We start from the raw sequence: 19645 nt of genomic DNA on the forward strand, positions 1-19645 counted from the left end.
AGTATCAGCCATGTCGGTCCCTCATCCTCGCAATGTAATTACCACTAAGGCTCTCTCCGTGTGGGTAGCTGCGGTGTTGGTCTACATCGTGGCAATTACCGGCCGCACATCTTTTGGCGTAGCGGGGCTTGAAGCCATCGATCGCTTCGACGTCGATGCCTCCCGCATTGCTGTTTTCACCTCTGTGCAGCTGGGTATTTATTCACTGGCACAGATCCCTACGGGCATGCTCATTGATAGGTTCGGACCCCGCCGCTTGCTGGTCATTGGCTCCGTCATCATGGGCATAGGCCAGGTGGTCCTCGGTTTCACCAGTAATTATTGGGTAGCCATCGCCGCCCGGCTGCTCATTGGCGCGGGCGATGCCACCGCCTTCCTCTCCGTGATGCGCATCCTGCCCTATTGGTTCCCGCTGCACCGGACCCCCATGTTCACCCAGGTCACCTCGTCGCTGGGGCAGCTGGGTCAGTTCATGTCTGCCTTGCCTTTTGCCATTCTGCTGGGCTGGGGCGGGTGGACCATGGCCTTCGTTACCTTGGGTGCGGTGGGCATTCTCATCGCCGTTGCGGCCGCGGTGGCGGTTGCGGATTCCCCAGAATCACTCGGCATCGTGCCCAAGCCAAAGGAAAAACCGAACGCGAAGCCGGAGAGCACTGCCGCACTGTTATCTACCGTTTTCCTCTCCCCCGTAGCCTGGCAGGCATTCTTCATTCACTGGATTGGTCTGGGGGCCACCAACGTGTTTGTCATGCTGTGGGGAGTGCCCCTGATGACCGCGGGCATGGATTTTTCTAAGACTAGCGCCGGCTGGGTCCTGACGTGGTTTAGCGTGTGCATGGTGCTGGTTGGTCCCTTGCACGGCCGGTTATCCTCCCGAGCTCGGGGTTTCCGTCCCTGGCTGGCCTTGGGGTTTGTGGCTATCCACTGCGCGGTGTGGGTCCTGTTCTTCCTCTTTGGCGGCAGCTACCTCTCACTGTTCATCCTCATCAGCGTGGTGTCCCTGTGCACACCGGTGGCAAATTATGGATTCGACATTGTCCGTGAAAACCTGGATCGCCGCGTCGTCGCGACGGCGACGGGTCTGGGAAACATGGGCGGCTTCATTGCCACGGTCATCGGCGCCCAGCTCGTCGGCATGGTTCTCGATCACTTGGGCAATGGGCCGGACTATCCCTTCTATGACTTCCGGCTTGCTGCCTGGGCTGTCTTTGGCGTGTGGTGCATTGGCATCGTGGGTGTTCTCATCACCCACATCCTGCGCAGCCGGGGCGGGGAGGAAGGGCCGCACGCCAGAATCGTGCAAGTGGGTTAGTAAAGGGCTGAATTACTGAAAGGCCAAGGCGCTCAACGGCGCCTCAAGGGGCAGCCCATTGGCCACTTCAAAGACCCCGATCCCGCCGCCGATGGGGACGAGAACGGCGATGCTCACCCCCACTGCGGTCCTGAGCAGCTCGCGTAATTTTCGTCGTTTCTCCACCTCAACGCACCAACCTTTATCGTTTCGTTATCTGTGCGTGTGAGCTTAAGAGCTACGGCTGCAAGGCAAATCCTCATTGACTGCGCATCACCTGCCAGTCCCTGTGGGCTCCATGGCAGCGCACTCAACGAGAGTGGCGGGCAGACTTATTCTGCGGGGGTCGACTCTACGTAGATCGGACCTTCCACCGGGGCGACAACACCGGCATCGAAGGCGGCGAGGACACCTTTCGCATCATCTTTCGTGATGGCGCCTGCCTCGACGGCCTTCTCCAAATCAGCCTCAAGCATCTGACGGGAGCGGTACCTATCCGACGCCACCGACAGAAGTCCGCGTGGCACTGACTCCGATGGAATCCCCAGTGCTTCCGCCAGTGAGACAATGCGATCCTTTTCAGCCGGGTCAAGCTCGGCGCCTACCGACGGATCTTGTGGGACGCCGCCGTCGACCACCTGCTCCACCGTCAATGCCCCCTCCGGCACTTGGTACCGCTCCGTAGCCCACCAGCCCGCGCCGACGGCGGTGATGACTGCCACCACCACGAGGACCCATACGGCGATAATCTGCTTGGACTTCACGGCCACAATTTTAGACTTCTCTCACATTCGCGGCTTAATCCGCGCGGGGACCAAAGGTACCAAAAGAATTTCCATGGGGCGGGTGCGGCGAATCGAGGCGCTCGGACAGCGCATCGATGATGGAGCGGATGGTGGACTCCGCCACGGAGCGATCCAGGCTGTTGCGGCGCGTGCCCTCAGGCTTCGGCTCAGTCGAGACAACGCGCGGCTTGTCGACGTCCAACCGCATCACCGTCCCCTCCACGCTCAGCGCAGCGGCGGGGTCGCACCCAGCCGCGCGGGCAGCGGAGAGGAAGGCATCGAGATCAGCAAGAGTGGCATCGTTGAGGTCGAGGGACAGGTTCAGGCTCATGGTGTGCTCCTTTGTGCGGCGCGGGGATAATGACTGTTCACTGCCACCTAAGGCTATCGGCTGATCACCTGATAGAACAGGGGCTTGCTCCAAAGTCAGGGAAAGATCCGGGTGAGCTCAGGGTGCGGGTCAGGGGCGGAGCAACTGCCTTCTGCTAGTCATGCTCGAAGGATTCTGCTTCACCCCAGAACACCTCATCCACTATCTTCCGCGCGTGCCTGGTCACTTTGAGGTAATGCTCCAGGAATTGCTGATTACGCTCGGGCTCCCACCCGGCCGCGCCGGCCACCTGCGCCAGCTGCGGGCCCGGTGCCGGAAGCTGGTCCACGCGCTTGCCGCGCACCAGCACGAGCGCATTGCGGGCATCGGTGGCCAAGAGCCAAGCCTCCCGCAACTCCTGCACTTGCTCGACAGGGATAACCTCATTGTCCTCGAGGGCATCGAGCACCCGCAGCGTGGACGGATCATGCAGCGCCGGAACCTCGTGGGCGTGCATCATCTGGAGCAGCTGAACGGTCCATTCGATATCCGTTAGCCCGCCGCGCCCCAGCTTGGTGTGGGTATTGCGGTCAGCACCGCGCGGGAGGCGTTCGTTATCAACACGCGCCTTCATTCGGCGGATATCACGAATCGTCTTCTCACTCACGCCCTTCGGCGGATAGCGGAAGGCATCCACCATGGTGAGGAAACGTGAACCGACTTCCTCATCTCCTGCCACGAAGGCCGCGCGGAGCAAAGCCTGCATCTCCCAAGGCTCACCCCACTGCGAGTAATAGCGCTCATAGGATTCGATCGAGCGCACGACCGCTCCCGAGCGCCCCTCTGGCCGCAGGCCCAAGTCCACGTCCAAGGGCGGATCCCCGGAAGGCTTTGCCAGACGGCGACGCAGTTTCTCAATGATGCCGATGGCCCATGGCAGAGCTTCTTCTTCGGCATTATCTCCTGTTGGCTCCGCCACCACGATGACATCGGCATCTGAACCAAAGCCCAGCTCCATACCACCGAGCCGCCCCATGCCAATCACGGCGATGCGGGCTGGTGGTTCGGCATCCTCATGGCTCAGCCTCCACGCCCTGACCTCGGCGCGCAGCGCGGCTTCCAACACAGCATTCCAGATGGTGGACAGTTCAAAACACACTTGTTGAACCGGCAAGAAGCCCAATAAATCAGCAGCGGCAATCCGCGCTAGCTCTGCGCGGCGAAGGGATCTGGCAACCGATACTGCCTTGTCTGGGTCCGCGTGGCGCTTGGTGGAATTAATCAAGGCGGAAGACACTTGCTCGGGCTTGGTTTCCAGCAGCTTGGGCCCTGCCGCGCCATCGGAGAGCTGCTTGACGACGTCCGGGGCGCGAATGATGAGCTCCGCCGTGAAGGGCGAGGTGCCCAGAATCTTCATGAGGCGTTGGCCGACAACGCCTTCGTCACGAAGCATGCGCAAAAACCACGTCCGGTCATAAGCTGCCTCAGAAAGCTTGCGGTAATTCAGTAGGCCCATATCTGGGTCAGCGGTATTGGAGAGCCACTCCATCAGCGTCGGCAGCAGAATGGCCTGGATGCGTGCCTTGCGCGATTGCCCCGCGGCGAGGGAGGTGAGGTGCTCAAAAGCTCGGTCTGGGTGGCGATAGCCCAGTGCCGCCAGCTGCAAGAGCGCGGCTTCGCGGGAGAGCTTGAGTTCATCCGCCGACATCGAGGCCACGGAATTGAGCAGTGGGCGGTAGAACAAGCGCGAGTGGAGCTCAGAGATAAGCAGGCGAATCTTCCGCAGCTGGGTATTCATCTGGTCCGCTGCCGACTGATGCCCCTGTGGGTGAAAGCCTGAATTGATGGCCAGCCACGTGAGCGCCTTGTTGTCGTCCTTCTCCGGCAAAGTGTGGGTACGGCGGAAACGCTCCAACTGGAGGCGGTGCTCGAGCAAACGCAGAAACTCGTAGGCCTCGATGAGCTGGGTGCCGTCTTCACGTCCGACATACCCGGCGCGCACGAGCGCTGCCAGTGCATCAACCGTAGCGAGTGTGCGCAGCGATTCATCCGAGCGCCCATGCACCAACTGCAGCAACTGGACGGCGAACTCCACGTCACGCAGGCCGCCCTCCCCCAGCTTGAGCTCTCGAAGGCGCATCTTTTCGGGGACATTATCCAGCACGCGGCGGCGCATAGCTTGAACGTCTTCCACGAAGGACTCCCGCTGCGCCGCCGTCCACACCATCGGCCCGATCTGTTCCAGGTAGTCCGTGCCTAAGGGCAGATAGCCGGTTTGCGGCCGTGCCTTCAGCAGCGCTTGGAACTCCCAGGTTTCTGCCCACCGCTTGTAATAGGCCACGTGTGAATCCAGCGTTCGAACCAAGGCACCGGATTTACCTTCCGGGCGCAGGTTGGCGTCAACCTCGAAGAAGCAGGCCGAGCCAATCCGGTTGAACTCCGACGCTAGGCGGGTGATCCGTGGTGTCGCCTCGGAGCCTACGAAGACCACGTCCACATCGGAGATGTAGTTCAATTCGCCCGCGCCGCACTTGCCCATCGCGATGACGGCCAGCTGCGCATCGAGTGCTTCATCCCCATAGACCACCCGGACCGCGCCGGCGAGTGCTGCCGTCAAGGCGGCATCTGCGAGGGCTGTGGTCAGCCTAGTGACCTCCCGGAAACCAACTCGCGGCTGGGGGCGTGACTGGCCCTTTCGCGAGTGAAATGTACCTGCGAGGTCATGGGCGGCAATGCGCATCATCAGCGTTCGGTAGGCCACTTTGAGTGATGCTTTGTGGTCCCCCGGTGCTGCCCGGTAGGTGCCGGGAGACGTCAGGTCGGGGCTCGCGGTGTCAGGCTGGTCTGGTTGCTCAACGTATGTCGCAGGTTCCGCCCCGACCTCTGTGAGCAGCGTGTGCAGCATTTCGGTAGGAGTCGGCAGCGCCCGCTGCAGCTCGTGCCAGGTTTCTGGGTGTGCAGCGAGATGATCACCGAATGCCGAAGAGCCGCCCAGCAGGGCGATGAGCCGCACCCGGAATGTTTCGTCCTCGCGCATCGCCGGGCCAATCTCAGGCGCCCCCTCGACGATCCTCATCAACGTGTTGAGGGCCATATCGGGATCGCCTGCTCCGGCCAGTGTCCACAACAGTTCTAGGGACTCCGGATTATCCCACCCGAGGCGGGATAGATCCTCCGCAGCAGTTGGCCGGGTCAGACCAAGAGTAGCTGGGGACGGTACTGATGCTGGACGCATACTTCTCCTAGAAATTCAGGTTGTTGCGCAATTCGAATGCGGTGATCTGCTGCTGGTATTCGTGCCACTCATCCCACTTTGAGCGCAGGAAGTACTCAAAGACGTGTTCACCGAGGACCTCCGCCATAAACTCGGAGCGCTCGAATTCACGGAGAGCTTGATCCAGGCTGCTCGGCAAATCCTTGTACCCCATCGCGCGGCGCTCGCGGCGGGTCAGCTGGTGGACGTCATCCTCGGCCGGATCCCCTAGCTCATAGCCTTCTCTGATTCCGCGCAAACCAGCGGCAAGGAGCACCGCGTAACCCAGGTAAGGGTTCATCGCTGAATCCAGCGAGCGGATTTCAACTCGGCGCGACATTTCCTTGGAAAGGCGGTAGGTGGGAACTCGCACCAGCGCAGAACGATTAGAGATTCCCCACGTCACTGACCCTGGAGCCTCGCTGCCAAACATCAGGCGCTTATAGGAGTTAGTCCACTGGTTGGTGATGGCCGTCATCTCCACTGCGTGTTCAAGAATGCCGGCGATGAACTGCCGTCCTGTGCTGGACAGCGAAATCTCATCATCGGGGTCATGGAAGGCGTTGGAATCTCCCTCAAAAAGGCTCAAGTGCGTATGCATGCCCGAGCCTGAGCGGTCCTCGAAAGGCTTGGGCATGAACGTCGCGTGCACACCTTGCTGGGAGGCAACCTCTTTGATGAGGTAGCGGAAGGTCATGATGTGGTCCGCCATGGACAACACGTCAGCATGGCGGAGGTCGATCTCCTGCTGGCCAGGTGAGGTCTCATGGTGGCTGAACTCCGTGGCGATGCCCATTGATTCCAACGCGTACATTGACCGGCGCCGGAAGCTCGGGGCGTTATCATGCGTGGCTTGGTCGAAATAGCCTCCGTTATCAGTGGCAATGAGCTTGTTGATATCGCGGGCGTCTTCAAGGAGATAAAACTCAATCTCAGGAGAAGCTTTACACGTGAATCCTTCATTGGCCGCCTCGGTGACCTGACGGCGCAAGATGTGACGCGGGTCCACCAAGGAAGGTTGCCCATCGGGCTGGGTAATGTCGCAGAACATGCGCGCCGAAAGGAGCTCGGGTTCCTCCTTGTCAAAGGGCATGATCTGGAAAGTTGAAGGGTCCGGCATTGCGATGGTGTCCGCCTCCGAAATGCGGGAGAACCCTTCCACGGAAGAGCCGTCGAAGCCAACACCTTCCTCGAAGGCGGATTCCAACTCTGAGGGGCTCATTACCACCGATTTCAGCGCCCCCAAGATGTCAGTGAACCAGAGGCGAATGAAGCGGATATCGCGTTCTTCAACTGTACGAAGGACGAATTCGTGTTGGCTGTTCATGCTTTAAACCCTACCGCCGCGCGCCGAAGCCACGGAGAAAGTTTCTTCTTTTGCCCCCCGCACTGCGAATTGTTAGCCCAGTTGGCAAGAGTATCTCGGGGGCAAATTTTTTCGACTCTTCCGACCCCTGTCTGCATCACGTGCTTGAATGGCCCCACAACCGAACAGATGTACCCATAAAGAATGATGAGGAACAGCCATGAACACACACCACGCAACCCTGAGTCAACGAGGAATCGAGCTCATTAGCCAAGCAGCCCAGCAAGGATGGTCGCCTAAGGACCTGCTCCACGTCGTGGGTAGCTTTTGCCACCCACTCATTTATCGCGCCGCCCCTCATGTTCCCGCACAGATTAGTTCCACTGCGCTGCGCAAGGAATGGTTGAGCATCACTCCGCCTGCCTCAATGACCATGTCTGCTGATGACCTCATGCAACTTATTGAAGCAATCAGCTTCCTGCCGCCCCTTCGGGACGTTGAAGTGCTAGCGGCCCAACGAACCGACTCTCGGGCATCCCGCGACAGCAAGGAAGATAGGATCCGCGCCAAAATCTCTCATCTTTTGCGAAAAGCAGAATCCACTCCCTATGAAGAAGAAGCCAGCGCGCTCATCGCCAAAGCGCAGAGCCTGCAACAACGGCACCGCCTCGAGGAGACACTGACTAGTTCCTCGGACACGGTGGTATCCACACGCATCCATATCAGCGCTCCCTATATCAACCACAAAACCACTCTGCTCAGCGTCATTGCGGATCGGAACGGATGCACCGCCCTCCGGCTGCATCCCAAAGGGATTGTCACCGTCATAGGCGCTGAAGAGGACGTTCACCACGTCACTGATCTTTTCGCCTCACTTCTACGGCAATGTGAATGGCATATGCACCACGGCGAGCACGCCAAGAGTGCGCGTCAGCTTGGCAATGTGGCGTCCTTCCGCCGAAGCTTCATTCTGTCTTATGCCACCCGCATCGGCGAGCTGCTTGAGGAAGCCAACACGACACTAGCCTCCCACGATGCAGAAGAGGAAGGTTCGGCATCAAACGGCTCCAGCACTCGACAAGACGAAGTGACCTTGGCTCAGCAATCGCTATCGGCAGTCGAAGAACGCCGCCGCAACGCCGAAGCAGTGACTGATCGAATCTTCCCCAATGCGCGCACCGTGTCCCTGGCGGTGAGAAGCCACGCAGGAGTATCCGCCGGCGCATCAGCTGCAGAAAAGTCCCACTTGGGAGGTGATTCCTCGGGGCTTAACGGACGCCGCCAACTCACCCGCTAAGGACGATTAATGGCAGGCACATTTGTGTTACTAGCCAGGTAACCTAGAAGGCGGTACCGAGGTTTGATGCCTCCTTTTTATCAATTCGCTCCCCGACGAAGGTGTGTACATGTCTCCAAAGACGTTCCTTGAAATCGAAGCCAAGTTCGCCGTGGATGAGACCACCCCCATGCCGGATCTCACCCACCTCGATGAGGTTTCCCGTGTTGCAGAAACCCGCCACCACTCGTTGTCCGCGATTTACTACGACACCGAGGACCTCCGCCTTACCCACGCGAAGATCACGCTGCGACGTCGCACCGGCGGAAATGATGATGGCTGGCACATCAAGATCCCCGGTGCGGAAGGTCGCACTGAGATCCGCGCGGAACTCGGTGAGCCCATCGACGGCAAATACGAGGTTCCGGACGAGTTGCTCCACCAGGTCCGATCGGTAGTGCGCAACCAGCCTCTTGAGCCGATCGCACAGGTGGATAACAACCGCACCGAGTTGCTCCTCGTTGACGCAGACGAGCAACCAGTTGCTGAGTTCTGCGATGACCATGTCACCGCGTTCTCCTTCCTGCCGGGTGGTTCGCAGAACACGTGGCGCGAGTGGGAAGTAGAGCTCGCCGGGGACCTGCCAGGAAGCAAAGCAGGCAGCAAACTGCTGCGGCACGCCACGTCCCTATTGATCGGTTCTGGAGCTCGGGTTTCCTCCTCGCCGTCCAAGCTGAAGTCTGCATTGGGAGACTCCATCAACAACGTCGAGCTGCCTCCGGCCCTCGCCGCGTCCACTGTGGAGCCGGGCTCCCCCGCGGCGGCAGTCGTGGAGGCACTGAAGGCTAATCGGGACAAGCTCGTCGAATTCGATCCGCGGGTTCGCCGGGATGAGTGGGATTCGGTGCACCAAATGCGTGTGGCTACCCGTGAATTGCGCAGCCACTTGCAGACCTTCCACGGCATTGTGGTGGGCCCTGAGATCAAGCGCATCGAGTCAGATCTCAAGGAGCTTGCGGCCATGCTGGGCGTTGCCCGTGATGCCGAGGTCGTGGAAGAACGTTGGCAGAATCTTCTCGCTTCCGAGGACTCCGATGTTCTCGATGACGCTACCCGCGAGCACATTGCGCATGACATGGGCCGTGCCTACCGCCGTGCGCATCGCCGAGTCATCGCCGCGCTCGATTCGGACCAATACCTAGCTCTGCTCGATGCACTGGACGCTTTCCTCGCCAACCCGCCGGTTGCCGGGGAAGACACCTCCGCTGACTCAGACAGCTCATCCGCGGATAGCGGAGCGGAAGACTCTGAAAGCGCCGAGTCGGCATCCACTGATTCCGCTCAGGAACAAGAAGCAGCACAAGACTACGAGCCGAAGCACGCCAAGTCTGATGAGGAAGCCGAGCCCCACGATCTCGACACGGTGATGGCCCTGCACCTCAAGCAGGCTTATGACAAGCTGGTCAAGCGCCACAAGAAGGCCGTCTCCAATTGGGATAACACCGAGCTGACGCTGCACGAGCGTGAGGAGTATTTCCACGATATGCGCAAGGCAGCGAAGAAGCTGCGCTATGCCGCGGAAGCTGCTGGGTCCGCTACCACGCTGAAGACGAAGAACCTCTACAAGGCCTGCAAGCAGATGCAATCTGTCTTGGGAGACTTCCAGGATTCGGTGACCTCCCGCGATAAGCTGCTCGAGTTGGCAGAAAGCGCACGCCGCCGTGGTGAGGACACCTTCGGCTATGGCCTTCTCTACCAGCGTGAGCGCATCATCGGATTGGAAGCACTCAACGCCTACTCGGATAGCTTCAAGGCCATCAAGTCTGCCTTCAAACCGCTGCGCAAGAAACTGCGCTAGCCGGCGGGGCTTTCCACCGCTAGTCTTCCTGCGCTGCGAGGCAACAAGCAGAAGCGGCCCACACCTTCGCTCCCGTGCGGTGGTGTGGGCCGCTTCTGTTGAGCGGACTTCTTAAGTGGGTTTCTTAATCAGCCGTGCCGTTCTCGGCGGTGTGGTGCTTTAGTAATCGTCCTCGGCGGCGTCCTCAGCATCAGCTGCAGCGGTGCGTGCTTGCGCGATTTCGATGGCGTGCTCAGCCTCCTCACGGGAATCATAAGGTCCCATGCGGTTCTCCCAACCGGACACCTTGCCCTGGGATACCTCACCGGTGGACGGGTCATAGAACCACTTGTTATCGGCCTCAGCCATAATTTTCTCCATTCTCTTCATCTCTCACTCAGTGCACCCCACACTACAGACCGCCTACGTACCATGCCCGTTAGAATAGATAGGTCACTTAGTCCTGCTGCTACTTCTTTGGCAGGATATCGCCACCAGCAAAGGAGAACCTTCCCGATGCCCCTGTGGACTGCCCCTTCGACCCCGGCCGTCGACCGCGTTCGCGCCGCACACCGCGAGAACGTGGGCGCTGAATCAGCACACGTCGCCAGCGCCCCCGCCACTTGGGCACTCATTGGCGAGCACATCGACCACTACGGCGGCATTGCCATCATGGGGCTTGCAGATATCCGCGCGGCAGCAGCTGTCAGCCCCCGCAGCGACGGACTCGTCAAGGTTCACCTCGAGCACACCAATGGAGAGACCGTTAAAGACGAGATCTCCCTCGAACAGGTTTCTGCCCTCGCTGCACAACAGCAACCCGGCGTGGATTCTGAAGGCCAGCCCATCGAGCCCCCAGCACCCGAAGGCGCTATCGCGGCGCGCCTCGGCGGCATCATCTACACCATGATCAACCGCCAGCTTCTTACCCGCGAGACAGCTGGTGCCGATATCACCGTGGTCAACGACATCCCCGATTCAACTGGACTCGGCGCCGCCGCAGCGATCGACATCGCCACCGCTTTGGCGTTGCTCGGCACCGCGGATGATCTGCATGATGCCCCGCTGCGCGCCCGCATCGCAGAGGTCTGTTCCCAAGCGGTTGGCACCTTCGCGCGATTCCCTGCACTGCGCGCTCGTCACTCCGCTGCCCTGCGCGGCGCAGGTGATTCCATCACCATCATCGACTACGCCGATGGCTCCGTGACCCAGGCACCCCACATGATCAACAAGGACATTGCAGCCTTCGCCTTGGCCGTGCCCGGAGACGTGGATTCCGCTGAGGCCGTGACGGAGATTCGCGCCCGCGAGCGGTTCATCGACGCCGCCTGCCGCGCCTTCGGCACGCCGTCGCTGCGCTTGTTGCCGGATGCGCCCCAGCGCGTCCTTGAGTGGCTGGCCGCGGTCCACAAGGTGCACGGCACCGAGAACCAGCCGACCATCGCCGAAGCCACGGCATGGCTGACCTTCTACTCGGAGGAAACTGAGCGCGCCGAAGGCATTGCTCGTGCTTTGCGTTCCCGCCGCGGCACCGAGCTCTTCCCGCTGCTCACACAGTCGCAGTCTGCCTTGGCCACCGTCTATGGTTTCAACTCCGCAGAAAAACTCGCGCAGCTGGCCACCGCCCGCGGTGCCGTCGCCTCACGCTCTGCTCACGCCGGCACATCCTCCGCCGTCATCGCCTACGTGCCGAGCGCTAGGGCCACAAACTTCGCGGCCGACTTGGCCGAGGACGGCCTGATGGTCATTCCGCTTTCTGCCGGAAGCCCTGCAATCACCGAGGACTAATCTGCCGGCCAGGCAAAGAGCACATCGCGCTCCGCAACGTCGGCCTTCACCAAGGACACCATCGTCTCCTTACCGGTCTCTGGGTGGCCTACGGCCTGCCCAATCACCGGTGGGTCCAGCACGAAGAGCCGTGCTTTCTCGCGCTTTGGCCCACCATCAACCACGACGGCCTCGAAGTTGGTGCCAACCCACGGCGTCAAGACGGTCGCCTCCGTGAGGTTCAAGCACGCCTTATCCACCTGGGAGGCCAACTGCGATGTTGAGCGCATCGTGGACATGACATCCCCGGCGCGCTCGCGCACCCACTGCGGAACCTCGTAGCCACCGCTCAGCGCCAAGCAGACCTCCGTGGCGAAGCGGTCGACAAGCCTCCGCAGCGGGGCGGTCACGTGCGCATAGTAGCCGCCGATTCCCGCGTGCACGTCCGCTTGGCCATCTTCGAGCCACACGTAGTCCGCACCCCGCAAAAGCCGCTGGGCCTCACGCATCACCGCCATCCCGCGCGGTGAATCCGCATCCACGGAATGGAGGAATTCCGAGATGCTGCGCTCCCCCAGCTCGAAGCCCAGCGCCTCCGCTTCCGAGCGAAAAGCTGCCTCGGCCTCCGGGGTGGCCGCAGATAGGGTGCGCAGGAAACCAACTCCGTGTTCTTCCATCAACCGCCCCGCACACATTCCGGTAAGCAAGGAAATCTCCGAGTTATAGTCCATCACCTCGTGACGCGGCTCCATCACCAGCTCGTAGTGCCCTTCTTCCCCATCGCTGCTTTCAGATACGCGCTGCGAAGGAAGGCGCAGGTTGATTGCCTCGCGGCGCAGTGAGGAGGCCTGGCGCAGCTTGCCTACCTCCGGCAGTAAGGCGATAGAGGAATGCAGAGTGCCATTCTCCAAGTCCTTATGGACCTGGTCATAGTCCAGCCGCGCGCAGCTGCGCACGAGTGCGCGCTCCACCGAGAAGTCCTCCACCTCACCCGCGGAGTCAAGGTTGAAGGTCCAGAGGACGGCGGGGCGGTCGACGTCGGCAAGCAGCGAAGCTCTGTCCTCAGACAGCTCCGGCGGGTGCAGCCGCGCTGGCTCATCAGGCAGGTAGATGGTTTGGCCGCGCTTGAGGGACTCGGTCTCGAGTGCGGAGCCCGGTTCAATGAAAGCGGCAACATCCGCGATGGCATAGAGCACGCGGTAGCCGCCATCGCGCGCCTCAATGAAGACGGCCTGGTCCAGATCCTTGGAGCCGGCCGGGTCAATGGTCACCAACGGGATGTCCCGGGCATCGCGGCGCTGCTCGGCATAGCGGTCCTGCGCGGACGCGGCCTGTGCGGTGACCTCCTCTGGGAAGTCGGTCGGAACAGAAAACTCCTCAGCGATGGGCCGAAAGTCCAAGGGCGCGGCATACAGTTTCATGCCGCCCCATTGTTCCAAAAATAAAAGTGTAGGGCGCGAATGAGCCAACCTATAAGCCGGATTCTGTGCCGCGCGCGTGGCGCGGTGGCAAACATCCATCCAGGCCAACCGTTGCCAGTTGACTCAAGCAGCTACCTTCAGGCTTCGGCGAGCAACCTACTAACGCCTGATCGGGCCCGCTAGCGTGGCGGGCCGTGATGCCTTGCTCCCAGTGGGGTTTACCCAGCCATCGCCATCGCTGACGGTGCTGGTGCGCTCTTACCGCACCCTTTCCCCCTTACCGCTTACCCCACGCCGCGCCGGAGCGAAGCGAAGGGCGCGGCGGTCTACTTTCTGTTGCACTTTCCCGCGGGTCACCCCGGGTTGCTGTTAGCAACCACCGTGCTCTGTGGAGTCCGGACTTTCCTCGGCCCGCGCCTAGTCCCATAACGGAACCGGTTCGACGGAACGCGTTTGCCCGGTCGGCTCATTCGCGCCTGTTAGTTTATCGCAGCGCGCCCAGATGCCCCACATCGTTGAAACGGTGCAGGGTGCTGCCGCCGTCGAAGAATTCAACCTCACTCACAGAAGCCAGCTCTAAGAAGAGGTGGTTGGGTGTTTGCGGTCCGGAATCAAGCGCCTGGCGCACGAAGGACTTGATGGGGTTGACGTGGGAAACCACGAGAACGGTCTGCCCCGCGTAGCGCTGCTGCAACTTACGGCGCGCAGCACTGACGCGGCGGTGCACGGCGCGCAGGGACTCCCCGCCCGGGCAGGCCACGGACGTATCCTTCAGCCAGCGCGCGTGAAGCTCGGGGTCGGCGGCGTCGGCTTCAGCAAAGGTCTTGCCCTCCCAGCGTCCAAAGTCCACCTCAATGAGGTCCTCGACGGTTTCCACACGCAGGTCACGGCCCTTAACCACGGCCGCGGCCGTCTGCTGGCAGCGGCGCAACGGCGAGCACACCACGGCATCGATGTGGGTATCGGCCAAGGCTTGGGCAGCGGCGAGCGCTTGCTTCTTGCCCAACTCAGTCAACTCGGGGTTCGCGAGCCCGGAGTATTGCTTGGCGGCGGACATCGCCGTCTGCCCGTGGCGCAGCAGGATGAAGCGGGTGGCCGGGCCACACTCGGGGCGCCAGTCGGCCGCGGTTGAGGACGCCGTGCTTGGCGACGTCTCCCCTGCCTCCCCACTGCCCGCAGCATCGAGAGCAGCGTCCGCTTCAGTGGCGTCGCCGGCACCCATGTCGAGGATGCCCACGGGCTCGCCCTTCGCGGCGGCATCCATGGCCACGTTGGACAGCTCATCGGCCACCGAGTTCTTGGCGCGCGGTACCCACTCGAGGCTGAAGCGCGGAATCTGGTTGAGCAGGCGGCGCGCCTCGATGGCGAGCTTTTGCATGTCCGGGTGCTTGATCTTCCAGCGCCCGTTCATCTGCTCCACCACGAGCTTGGAGTCCATATAGAACTCCACCTCGTCTGCGCCCAGTTCCACCGCGGCCTCCAGGCCGCGCAGCAGCCCGTGGTATTCGGCCACGTTATTGGTGGACTTCTGCCCCACCACGTAGGCGATTTCCTTCAGCAGCTGCGAGCGGTCCGCGTTGTAGACCGCGGTTCCGGAGCCGGCAATCCCGGGGTTGCCCCGGGATCCGCCATCAGCAAAGATGACTAGCTTCATGAGGCTGGGCGCACCAGGTAGGAGCCGCAATCGGAGCACTGCGGAAGCTCATCGGCCGCCGCGTTGCGCACCGCGTTCTGCTCAGCAGGCGGCAAGACGATGAAGCAACCGCCGCAAGCGCGGCCGGTAAAGGCAGCCGCACCCACGCCGTTTTCTTCGCGCACGGTCTCGTACTCCTCCAGGACATCCGCGGGCAGTTGCTCGCGGAGCTCGCCGATGCGCACCTGCGGATCCGGTCGGTTCGCCGCAGCCTCCTGGGCGGCCTCAGCTGCCCGCTTGAGTACTTCGAGCTTGCGCTCGGAATCGGAGACCTTTGCGCCGTGGACATCCAGGTTGGCGCGCAGTGCATGGATTTCGTTATGGGCTTCCTGCAGCTCGCTCATGAGATCCGCGATACGGGACTTGGCCGCGTAGAGATCGTGCTCCAAGTCCTTGCGGGTCTCCGGGTCGGTCGCGGCGCCCAGCTGTGCCTTGTCATCGCGCTCGCGCTGGCGCAGCTTGCGCTCATCAGCCTGGATGCGCAGGATCTCCATCTCCATATCGTCGACGGCGAGCTGGGCGGAGCCGGAGGCGTCGACAAGCCGGGCGTGTGCAGCCTGAGCCTTCTCGTATTCTTCTTGCTCCGGGATGGTGGTAGTTCCACCATGCGCCTGGGAGCGCTCGAGGGTAGCCAGCTCCAGCAGGATGTTCTGCAAGTCCTGTGGCAGTTTCATTTAGTTCTCCTTATGCGCAGAAATCGTCCATGGGTCGGTGCGGACATCGATGATCTCGGTGTTCACGCGCAATGCGTCCTCCACAATATCGCGCGCCTGGGCAGTCCAGGGAAACTCGCTGGCCCAGTGAGCGGTATCCACCACGGCTGGGCCCTCCGGCTCCGCCAGGTGCGCGGCGCGCAGGTGCTCATCTACCGGGTGGTGGCGCAAATCGGAGGTGACGTAGACGTCCACTCCGAGCGCGGCCGCCTGGTCCAAGAAGGAATCCCCCGAGCCGCTGGAGACGGCCACGCGCTTGACCATGCGTTCCGGGTCGCCGGCCGCGCGCACTCCCCATTCAGTTTCCGGAAGGGCATCGGCCACGCGCTGAGTGAATTCGCGCAGCGTTATCGGCTCTTCCAGCTCGCCTACGCGCCCTAGCCCCAAGGCCTCGTCGAGGTTTTCATAGGGCTCCACCGGAACGATGGGGCGGCCGGGCGTGATACCGACGAGCTCAGCCAGCTTGTCGTTGACACCCGGGCGTGCTTTATCCGCGTTGGTGTGCGCGGCCAACAGGGCCACGCCGTTGCTGATAAGAGTGTGAATGACCTTGCCCTTCGGTGTATCCGCCGCCACCGAGGTCACCCCACGCAGAAGCAGCGGGTGATGCACCACGAGCATCTGCGCGCCAAGTTCCACAGCTTTGTCTGCCACCTCCTGGGTGCAGTCCAGAGCGAAAGCCACGGTGCTCACCTCATCCGTGGGGTCGCCACATACCAGGCCAACGGCATCCCAGGGCTCGGCCAGCTGCGGCGGGTAGGCTTCGTGGATAACGCGGCGGATTTCGCCAACGGTCGTGTGTTCTGCCATCTCCTATGCTCCTTATACGGCTTGAGGTTTCACGTCAGTCGCGTTGCTGCTATATCCTAGCTTTCGTTCGCCAGCGCACCCCTCTAGCTTAAGGAGCCTTTGCATGACGCCCCCGGAGAACAACAACCAGCTCCACATCGTCTTCGTGTGCACGGGCAACATTTGCCGCTCACCCATGGCGGAAATCATTACCCGCGATGCCATGGAGACCGACATGCTCGATCTTCTCGCGCGCGTGGACTCCTGCGGCCTCGGCGGCTGGCACGTGGGCCAGGGCGCGGATGAGCGCGCCGTTGCTGAGCTGCGCCGCGGCGGCCACGATGGCGCCGGCCACCAGGCTGCCCAGCTGGGCGAAGAGCACATGGACGCGGATCTCTTCGTGGCCATGGACACCGGCCACCGCGACGCCCTCTTGGACCGCGGCATCCCACAGGAGAAGGTGCGTCTCATGCGCAGCTTCGATCCGAATTCCCCGGAGGGCGCCAGCGTAGAGGATCCTTTCTACGGCACGGAGGAGGATTTCGCCCGCACCCGCGAGGAGATTGATGCCGCCGTTCCCGGCCTACTCGAGTGGATTAAGACGAACCACGGCTAGATAATTCTTTGCGGCTACTAGACTGATCATCATGCTCAAGACATTCCTCAAGCCTGGATGGGTGCTCTTTCTCATCTTCATCGTCGCTTTTTCCTATTTCTCTTTCACGGTGCTGGCACCGTGGCAGCTGAATAAAGACGACCAGATTGTGGAGCGCAATCACCTCATTGAGGAAGCTTATGAAGCCGACCCCCAACCGGCTACCGAGGTCTTTTCGGCGGATGGTTCCTTGCACAAGGAGTGGGAACGCGCGGAGCTGACCGGCCACTACCTTCCGGAGGATGAGGTCCTCTTGCGTCTGCGCCCGGTGGAGTCCGCCCCGGGCTTCCAGTCACTGGTCCCCTTTGAAACCGAATCCGGTGAGACCTTCCTGGTCAACCGCGGCTGGGTGCCCACGGATGAGGGCAATTCCGTGCCCCAAATCGATCCGGCCCCCAACGACAAAGTCACCATCGTGGGCATGGCGCGCTACAACGAGCGCGAGCACTCCTCCTCCCCCATTGAGGAGCAGGGATACACCCAGGTCTACTCCATCAATACGGAGCAGATAGCAGAGCTTGTCGACGTCCCCCTCGCCCACGACTACCTCCAACTCTCCCCCGAGCAACCCGGTGAGCTGAATGCGCTGCCGGTGCCGAAGCTGGACCGCGGCAATCACCTCTCCTACGGCTACCAGTGGATCGCCTTCGGCGTGATGGCGCCGCTGGGCTTCGCGTACTTCGTGTGGTCAGAGATTCGGGAGCGCCGACGCGCCCGCGAGGAGGAAGCCCTGATGGCTGAGGCCACTGCGGCAGCTATTGGCACAGGCGCCGGCTCCCCCGATGCGGCCGCGGACGCCGATATCTCTGAGCACGAGGAGCCTTCCGGCGAGCACTCTGATGCTACGACGCCTGCGGCTGCCACGCAGCCTTCGCGCCGCTCCCGCTCACGCTATGGCTCCGCCAAGCCGGACTTCTACGAGAAGATCCGTGAGCGCGGTCAGGAGCGCTACTAGCCTCGGCCCCCAAAGGGGACGATCATGAACGCGATTACACGGACGCGAGAAGCGACCGAAACCGAGATTTCCGACAGTATTCTTGAAGCCGCTGGCTGCACCGCTGAGAACTGCCTTCTCAACTGGGACGAAGACATGGGCCTGACCCCGGAAAGTAGACGCGTCGGGGGGGAGGTTAGGCCCGATCGACACTCCCCACTAGAGCAAAAAGCATCTTTCGCCCAAGCGCAAAGGCTTCCTTCTCATTCACGCCCGACGCTACTAAATACGGGTCAGTGCGGATACCGATGCACCTTCCTGTGCTCGAACCAGGCCCAAATCAAAGAAGCCAAGAACAACAGTGGCGTAACCCACGCCAGACGATGCCACCAATGTGCTCCAAAGTATGATTCATCAGCACTTAGTCCTGCTAGATAATTGATTACAAGCGTTGCGATGAACAGCACTACAACGACAGTAACGCTCCACCAGTAAGCCGCGCTTTTCTGTTTACGCATCAATGCCATCCTCCTCAATACATGTTTGCTGTTTTAGCGCGGGTTTGTGTGGTTAGTCTTCTCCCCCACCCGGATTACATCGTTCGGCTATTGTTCTAGGAAGCTTCACTTTTGAGGTATACCCTAACCAAACACTAATTCCGGAACCATACCAAGTGTTCGCTAGGGTTAAACCCTGACCACCCCCCGAACGCCAACACACCCGACTCAAAGCAGCCGGAGCAGTCCTCATCTGCACCGACCACCAAAGCGGCCTTCGCCCTAGAGCACCCGCGGGCGCCCTCCGAGCACGACGAAACCCCTCTCCGGCTTAACGGAAAGGGGTTTCATTTTGTGCGGCCTGAGGGGATCGAACCCCCGACCTACTGGGTGTAAACCAGTTGCTCTTCCAGCTGAGCTAAAGCCGCAGTGCACTTGGTGTGCTCGAACAAGATTAGCCCATAGGCACCCGCAGCAACAAATCGGGGTATGATTCGCCGCTGCGAATGTCGCCTGAGCAGGTATATCCTGCGATTATTCCTTAGGGCTTCTTGGTGTAGCCACGGGCCACAAGGCACGAACCCTGCCACTCGCCGAGGCGCTCGGCCTTGGTCTGCACCAGACCGGCCAGCTGTGCGGATTCGGAGATCTCACCGGGCTCGAGGTTGCCCGGCTTTCCAGCACCCGGGGTCAGCAGCCAGATACGGCCGGAATCGCCCAGGGGACGGGTGGCATCCACCAGCCCATCGACCAAGTCGCCGTCCTCCGCGCGCCACCACAGCAGCACGAGATCACACAGTTCGTCGGTCTCCTCCTCGAGGAAGTCCTCCCCCAACACGTCCTCGATGGACTCAGAAATCGTGGAGTCACAGTCCTCGTCCCAGCCAAGTTCCAGGGCAATCTGGCCCTCCTCGATACCGAGCTTGGCTGCAAATCCCGTCACTCGCTGAGTTCCTTCCGATGAAGTCGTTGATGTCATGCAGAGTATTTTAACGTCTACGGTGCACTTTTTCGCGTCGAACCGCCCCCGATCTTGCCCAGAGGTGGACATTTCCCCCATAAAACCACCCGTGGGGGCCTCCGAGTGACCCACCTTGAAAGGGGCGCGTATCCTAGAG

16 protein-coding genes, 1 tRNA gene and 1 other RNA gene are annotated in these 19645 nt (G+C 61.3%); 6 read left to right on the top strand and 12 right to left on the bottom strand.

The window, feature by feature from the left end; genetic code table 11:
- Window positions 1–10: 10 nt before the first annotated feature.
- Window positions 11–1312 carry an MFS transporter gene (locus HMPREF3147_RS10800; protein ID WP_070447437.1) on the top strand — a complete coding sequence of 434 codons (1302 nt, stop codon included), beginning with the start codon at window positions 11–13 and terminating at the stop codon, window positions 1310–1312.
- A gap of 311 nt (window positions 1313–1623) precedes the next feature.
- Here HMPREF3147_RS10800 and HMPREF3147_RS10805 read toward each other — a convergent pair whose 3' ends face one another.
- The 4 genes from HMPREF3147_RS10805 to HMPREF3147_RS10820 form a co-directional block, all read right to left on the bottom strand.
- The gene (locus HMPREF3147_RS10805; protein WP_236659246.1) at window positions 1624–2055 is read right to left on the bottom strand and encodes a hypothetical protein; all 432 of its coding nucleotides are present in this window, start codon (window positions 2053–2055) and stop codon (window positions 1624–1626) included.
- Window positions 2056–2089: 34 nt separating this feature from the next.
- On the bottom strand, window positions 2090–2407 hold the full coding sequence (locus HMPREF3147_RS10810; RefSeq protein ID WP_070447443.1) for a hypothetical protein: 318 nt from the start codon (window positions 2405–2407) through the stop codon (window positions 2090–2092).
- Window positions 2408–2561: 154 nt separating this feature from the next.
- On the bottom strand, window positions 2562–5621 hold the full coding sequence (locus tag HMPREF3147_RS10815) for a bifunctional [glutamine synthetase] adenylyltransferase/[glutamine synthetase]-adenylyl-L-tyrosine phosphorylase (RefSeq protein ID WP_070447446.1): 3060 nt from the start codon (window positions 5619–5621) through the stop codon (window positions 2562–2564).
- Window positions 5622–5628: 7 nt separating this feature from the next.
- Window positions 5629–6966 carry a glutamine synthetase family protein gene (locus HMPREF3147_RS10820; protein WP_070447455.1) on the bottom strand — a complete coding sequence of 446 codons (1338 nt, stop codon included), beginning with the start codon at window positions 6964–6966 and terminating at the stop codon, window positions 5629–5631.
- A gap of 199 nt (window positions 6967–7165) precedes the next feature.
- Here HMPREF3147_RS10820 and HMPREF3147_RS10825 point away from each other — a divergent pair, with 199 nt between their 5' ends.
- Together HMPREF3147_RS10825 and HMPREF3147_RS10830 are read left to right on the top strand one after the other, a co-directional pair.
- Entirely contained in the window at window positions 7166–8242 is a 1077-nt protein-coding gene (locus HMPREF3147_RS10825; protein WP_070447458.1) for a DUF2786 domain-containing protein, read from the top strand.
- Between the two features lie 109 nt (window positions 8243–8351).
- Window positions 8352–10079 (top strand): CYTH and CHAD domain-containing protein, encoded by a 1728-nt coding sequence (locus HMPREF3147_RS10830; protein ID WP_070447460.1) that lies wholly within the window; start codon window positions 8352–8354, stop codon window positions 10077–10079.
- A 159-nt stretch (window positions 10080–10238) separates the two neighbouring features.
- On the opposite strand, the gene HMPREF3147_RS10835 is transcribed toward HMPREF3147_RS10830, so the two are convergent.
- Window positions 10239–10427: a hypothetical protein gene (locus tag HMPREF3147_RS10835; RefSeq protein WP_070447463.1), complete on the bottom strand. Its 189-nt coding sequence runs from the start codon at window positions 10425–10427 to the stop codon at window positions 10239–10241.
- A 147-nt stretch (window positions 10428–10574) separates the two neighbouring features.
- On the opposite strand from HMPREF3147_RS10835, the gene HMPREF3147_RS10840 reads away from it, so the two are divergent.
- Window positions 10575–11846, top strand: a complete 1272-nt coding sequence (locus HMPREF3147_RS10840) for a galactokinase family protein (RefSeq protein WP_070447466.1) — start codon at window positions 10575–10577, stop codon at window positions 11844–11846.
- Here HMPREF3147_RS10840 and HMPREF3147_RS10845 read toward each other — a convergent pair.
- From HMPREF3147_RS10845 to HMPREF3147_RS10865, 5 genes are all read right to left on the bottom strand, one after another.
- Window positions 11843–13246, bottom strand: coding sequence for an RNB domain-containing ribonuclease (locus HMPREF3147_RS10845; RefSeq protein ID WP_070447469.1), 1404 nt, complete (start codon window positions 13244–13246; stop codon window positions 11843–11845). The genes HMPREF3147_RS10840 and HMPREF3147_RS10845 overlap by 4 nt on opposite strands.
- Before the next feature lie 36 nt (window positions 13247–13282).
- Window positions 13283–13715, bottom strand: an RNA gene (rnpB, locus tag HMPREF3147_RS10850) — RNase P RNA component class A.
- Between the two features lie 15 nt (window positions 13716–13730).
- Window positions 13731–14900 (bottom strand): bifunctional RNase H/acid phosphatase, encoded by a 1170-nt coding sequence (locus HMPREF3147_RS10855; protein ID WP_070447471.1) that lies wholly within the window; start codon window positions 14898–14900, stop codon window positions 13731–13733.
- Window positions 14897–15613: a zinc ribbon domain-containing protein gene (locus HMPREF3147_RS10860; protein ID WP_070447474.1), complete on the bottom strand. Its 717-nt coding sequence runs from the start codon at window positions 15611–15613 to the stop codon at window positions 14897–14899. The genes HMPREF3147_RS10855 and HMPREF3147_RS10860 overlap by 4 nt, the downstream gene beginning before the upstream one ends.
- Window positions 15614–16462, bottom strand: a complete 849-nt coding sequence (locus HMPREF3147_RS10865) for a Nif3-like dinuclear metal center hexameric protein (protein ID WP_070447477.1) — start codon at window positions 16460–16462, stop codon at window positions 15614–15616.
- A 103-nt stretch (window positions 16463–16565) separates the two neighbouring features.
- Here HMPREF3147_RS10865 and HMPREF3147_RS10870 point away from each other — a divergent pair, with 103 nt between their 5' ends.
- Both HMPREF3147_RS10870 and HMPREF3147_RS10875 read left to right on the top strand, forming a co-directional pair.
- On the top strand, window positions 16566–17057 hold the full coding sequence (locus tag HMPREF3147_RS10870; protein ID WP_070447480.1) for a low molecular weight protein-tyrosine-phosphatase: 492 nt from the start codon (window positions 16566–16568) through the stop codon (window positions 17055–17057).
- Between the two features lie 31 nt (window positions 17058–17088).
- Window positions 17089–18051, top strand: a complete 963-nt coding sequence (locus HMPREF3147_RS10875; RefSeq protein WP_070447482.1) for an SURF1 family cytochrome oxidase biogenesis protein — start codon at window positions 17089–17091, stop codon at window positions 18049–18051.
- An 831-nt stretch (window positions 18052–18882) separates the two neighbouring features.
- Here HMPREF3147_RS10875 and HMPREF3147_RS10880 read toward each other — a convergent pair.
- Window positions 18883–18955: transfer RNA gene (locus tag HMPREF3147_RS10880), tRNA-Val, on the bottom strand.
- A 113-nt stretch (window positions 18956–19068) separates the two neighbouring features.
- Complete coding sequence (locus HMPREF3147_RS10885) at window positions 19069–19506, bottom strand: DUF3052 domain-containing protein (protein ID WP_046647091.1); 438 nt, start codon at window positions 19504–19506, stop codon at window positions 19069–19071.
- Window positions 19507–19645 lie beyond the last annotated feature (139 nt).

The organism is Corynebacterium sp. HMSC05D03, from assembly GCF_001807205.1.
Taxonomy (GTDB): Bacteria; Actinomycetota; Actinomycetes; order Mycobacteriales; family Mycobacteriaceae; genus Corynebacterium; species Corynebacterium aurimucosum.

Coding starts and splice junctions, on each gene's coding strand:
- HMPREF3147_RS10800 (WP_070447437.1), top strand. CDS start 11: ATGTCGGTCCCTCATCCTCGCAATGTAATTACCACTAAGGCTCTCTCC.
- HMPREF3147_RS10810 (WP_070447443.1), bottom strand. CDS start 2,407: ATGAGCCTGAACCTGTCCCTCGACCTCAACGATGCCACTCTTGCTGAT.
- HMPREF3147_RS10815 (WP_070447446.1), bottom strand. CDS start 5,621: ATGCGTCCAGCATCAGTACCGTCCCCAGCTACTCTTGGTCTGACCCGG.
- HMPREF3147_RS10820 (WP_070447455.1), bottom strand. CDS start 6,966: ATGAACAGCCAACACGAATTCGTCCTTCGTACAGTTGAAGAACGCGAT.
- HMPREF3147_RS10825 (WP_070447458.1), top strand. CDS start 7,166: ATGAACACACACCACGCAACCCTGAGTCAACGAGGAATCGAGCTCATT.
- HMPREF3147_RS10830 (WP_070447460.1), top strand. CDS start 8,352: ATGTCTCCAAAGACGTTCCTTGAAATCGAAGCCAAGTTCGCCGTGGAT.
- HMPREF3147_RS10835 (WP_070447463.1), bottom strand. CDS start 10,427: ATGGCTGAGGCCGATAACAAGTGGTTCTATGACCCGTCCACCGGTGAG.
- HMPREF3147_RS10840 (WP_070447466.1), top strand. CDS start 10,575: ATGCCCCTGTGGACTGCCCCTTCGACCCCGGCCGTCGACCGCGTTCGC.
- HMPREF3147_RS10845 (WP_070447469.1), bottom strand. CDS start 13,246: ATGAAACTGTATGCCGCGCCCTTGGACTTTCGGCCCATCGCTGAGGAG.
- HMPREF3147_RS10855 (WP_070447471.1), bottom strand. CDS start 14,900: ATGAAGCTAGTCATCTTTGCTGATGGCGGATCCCGGGGCAACCCCGGG.
- HMPREF3147_RS10860 (WP_070447474.1), bottom strand. CDS start 15,613: ATGAAACTGCCACAGGACTTGCAGAACATCCTGCTGGAGCTGGCTACC.
- HMPREF3147_RS10865 (WP_070447477.1), bottom strand. CDS start 16,462: ATGGCAGAACACACGACCGTTGGCGAAATCCGCCGCGTTATCCACGAA.
- HMPREF3147_RS10870 (WP_070447480.1), top strand. CDS start 16,566: ATGACGCCCCCGGAGAACAACAACCAGCTCCACATCGTCTTCGTGTGC.
- HMPREF3147_RS10875 (WP_070447482.1), top strand. CDS start 17,089: ATGCTCAAGACATTCCTCAAGCCTGGATGGGTGCTCTTTCTCATCTTC.
- HMPREF3147_RS10885 (WP_046647091.1), bottom strand. CDS start 19,506: ATGACATCAACGACTTCATCGGAAGGAACTCAGCGAGTGACGGGATTT.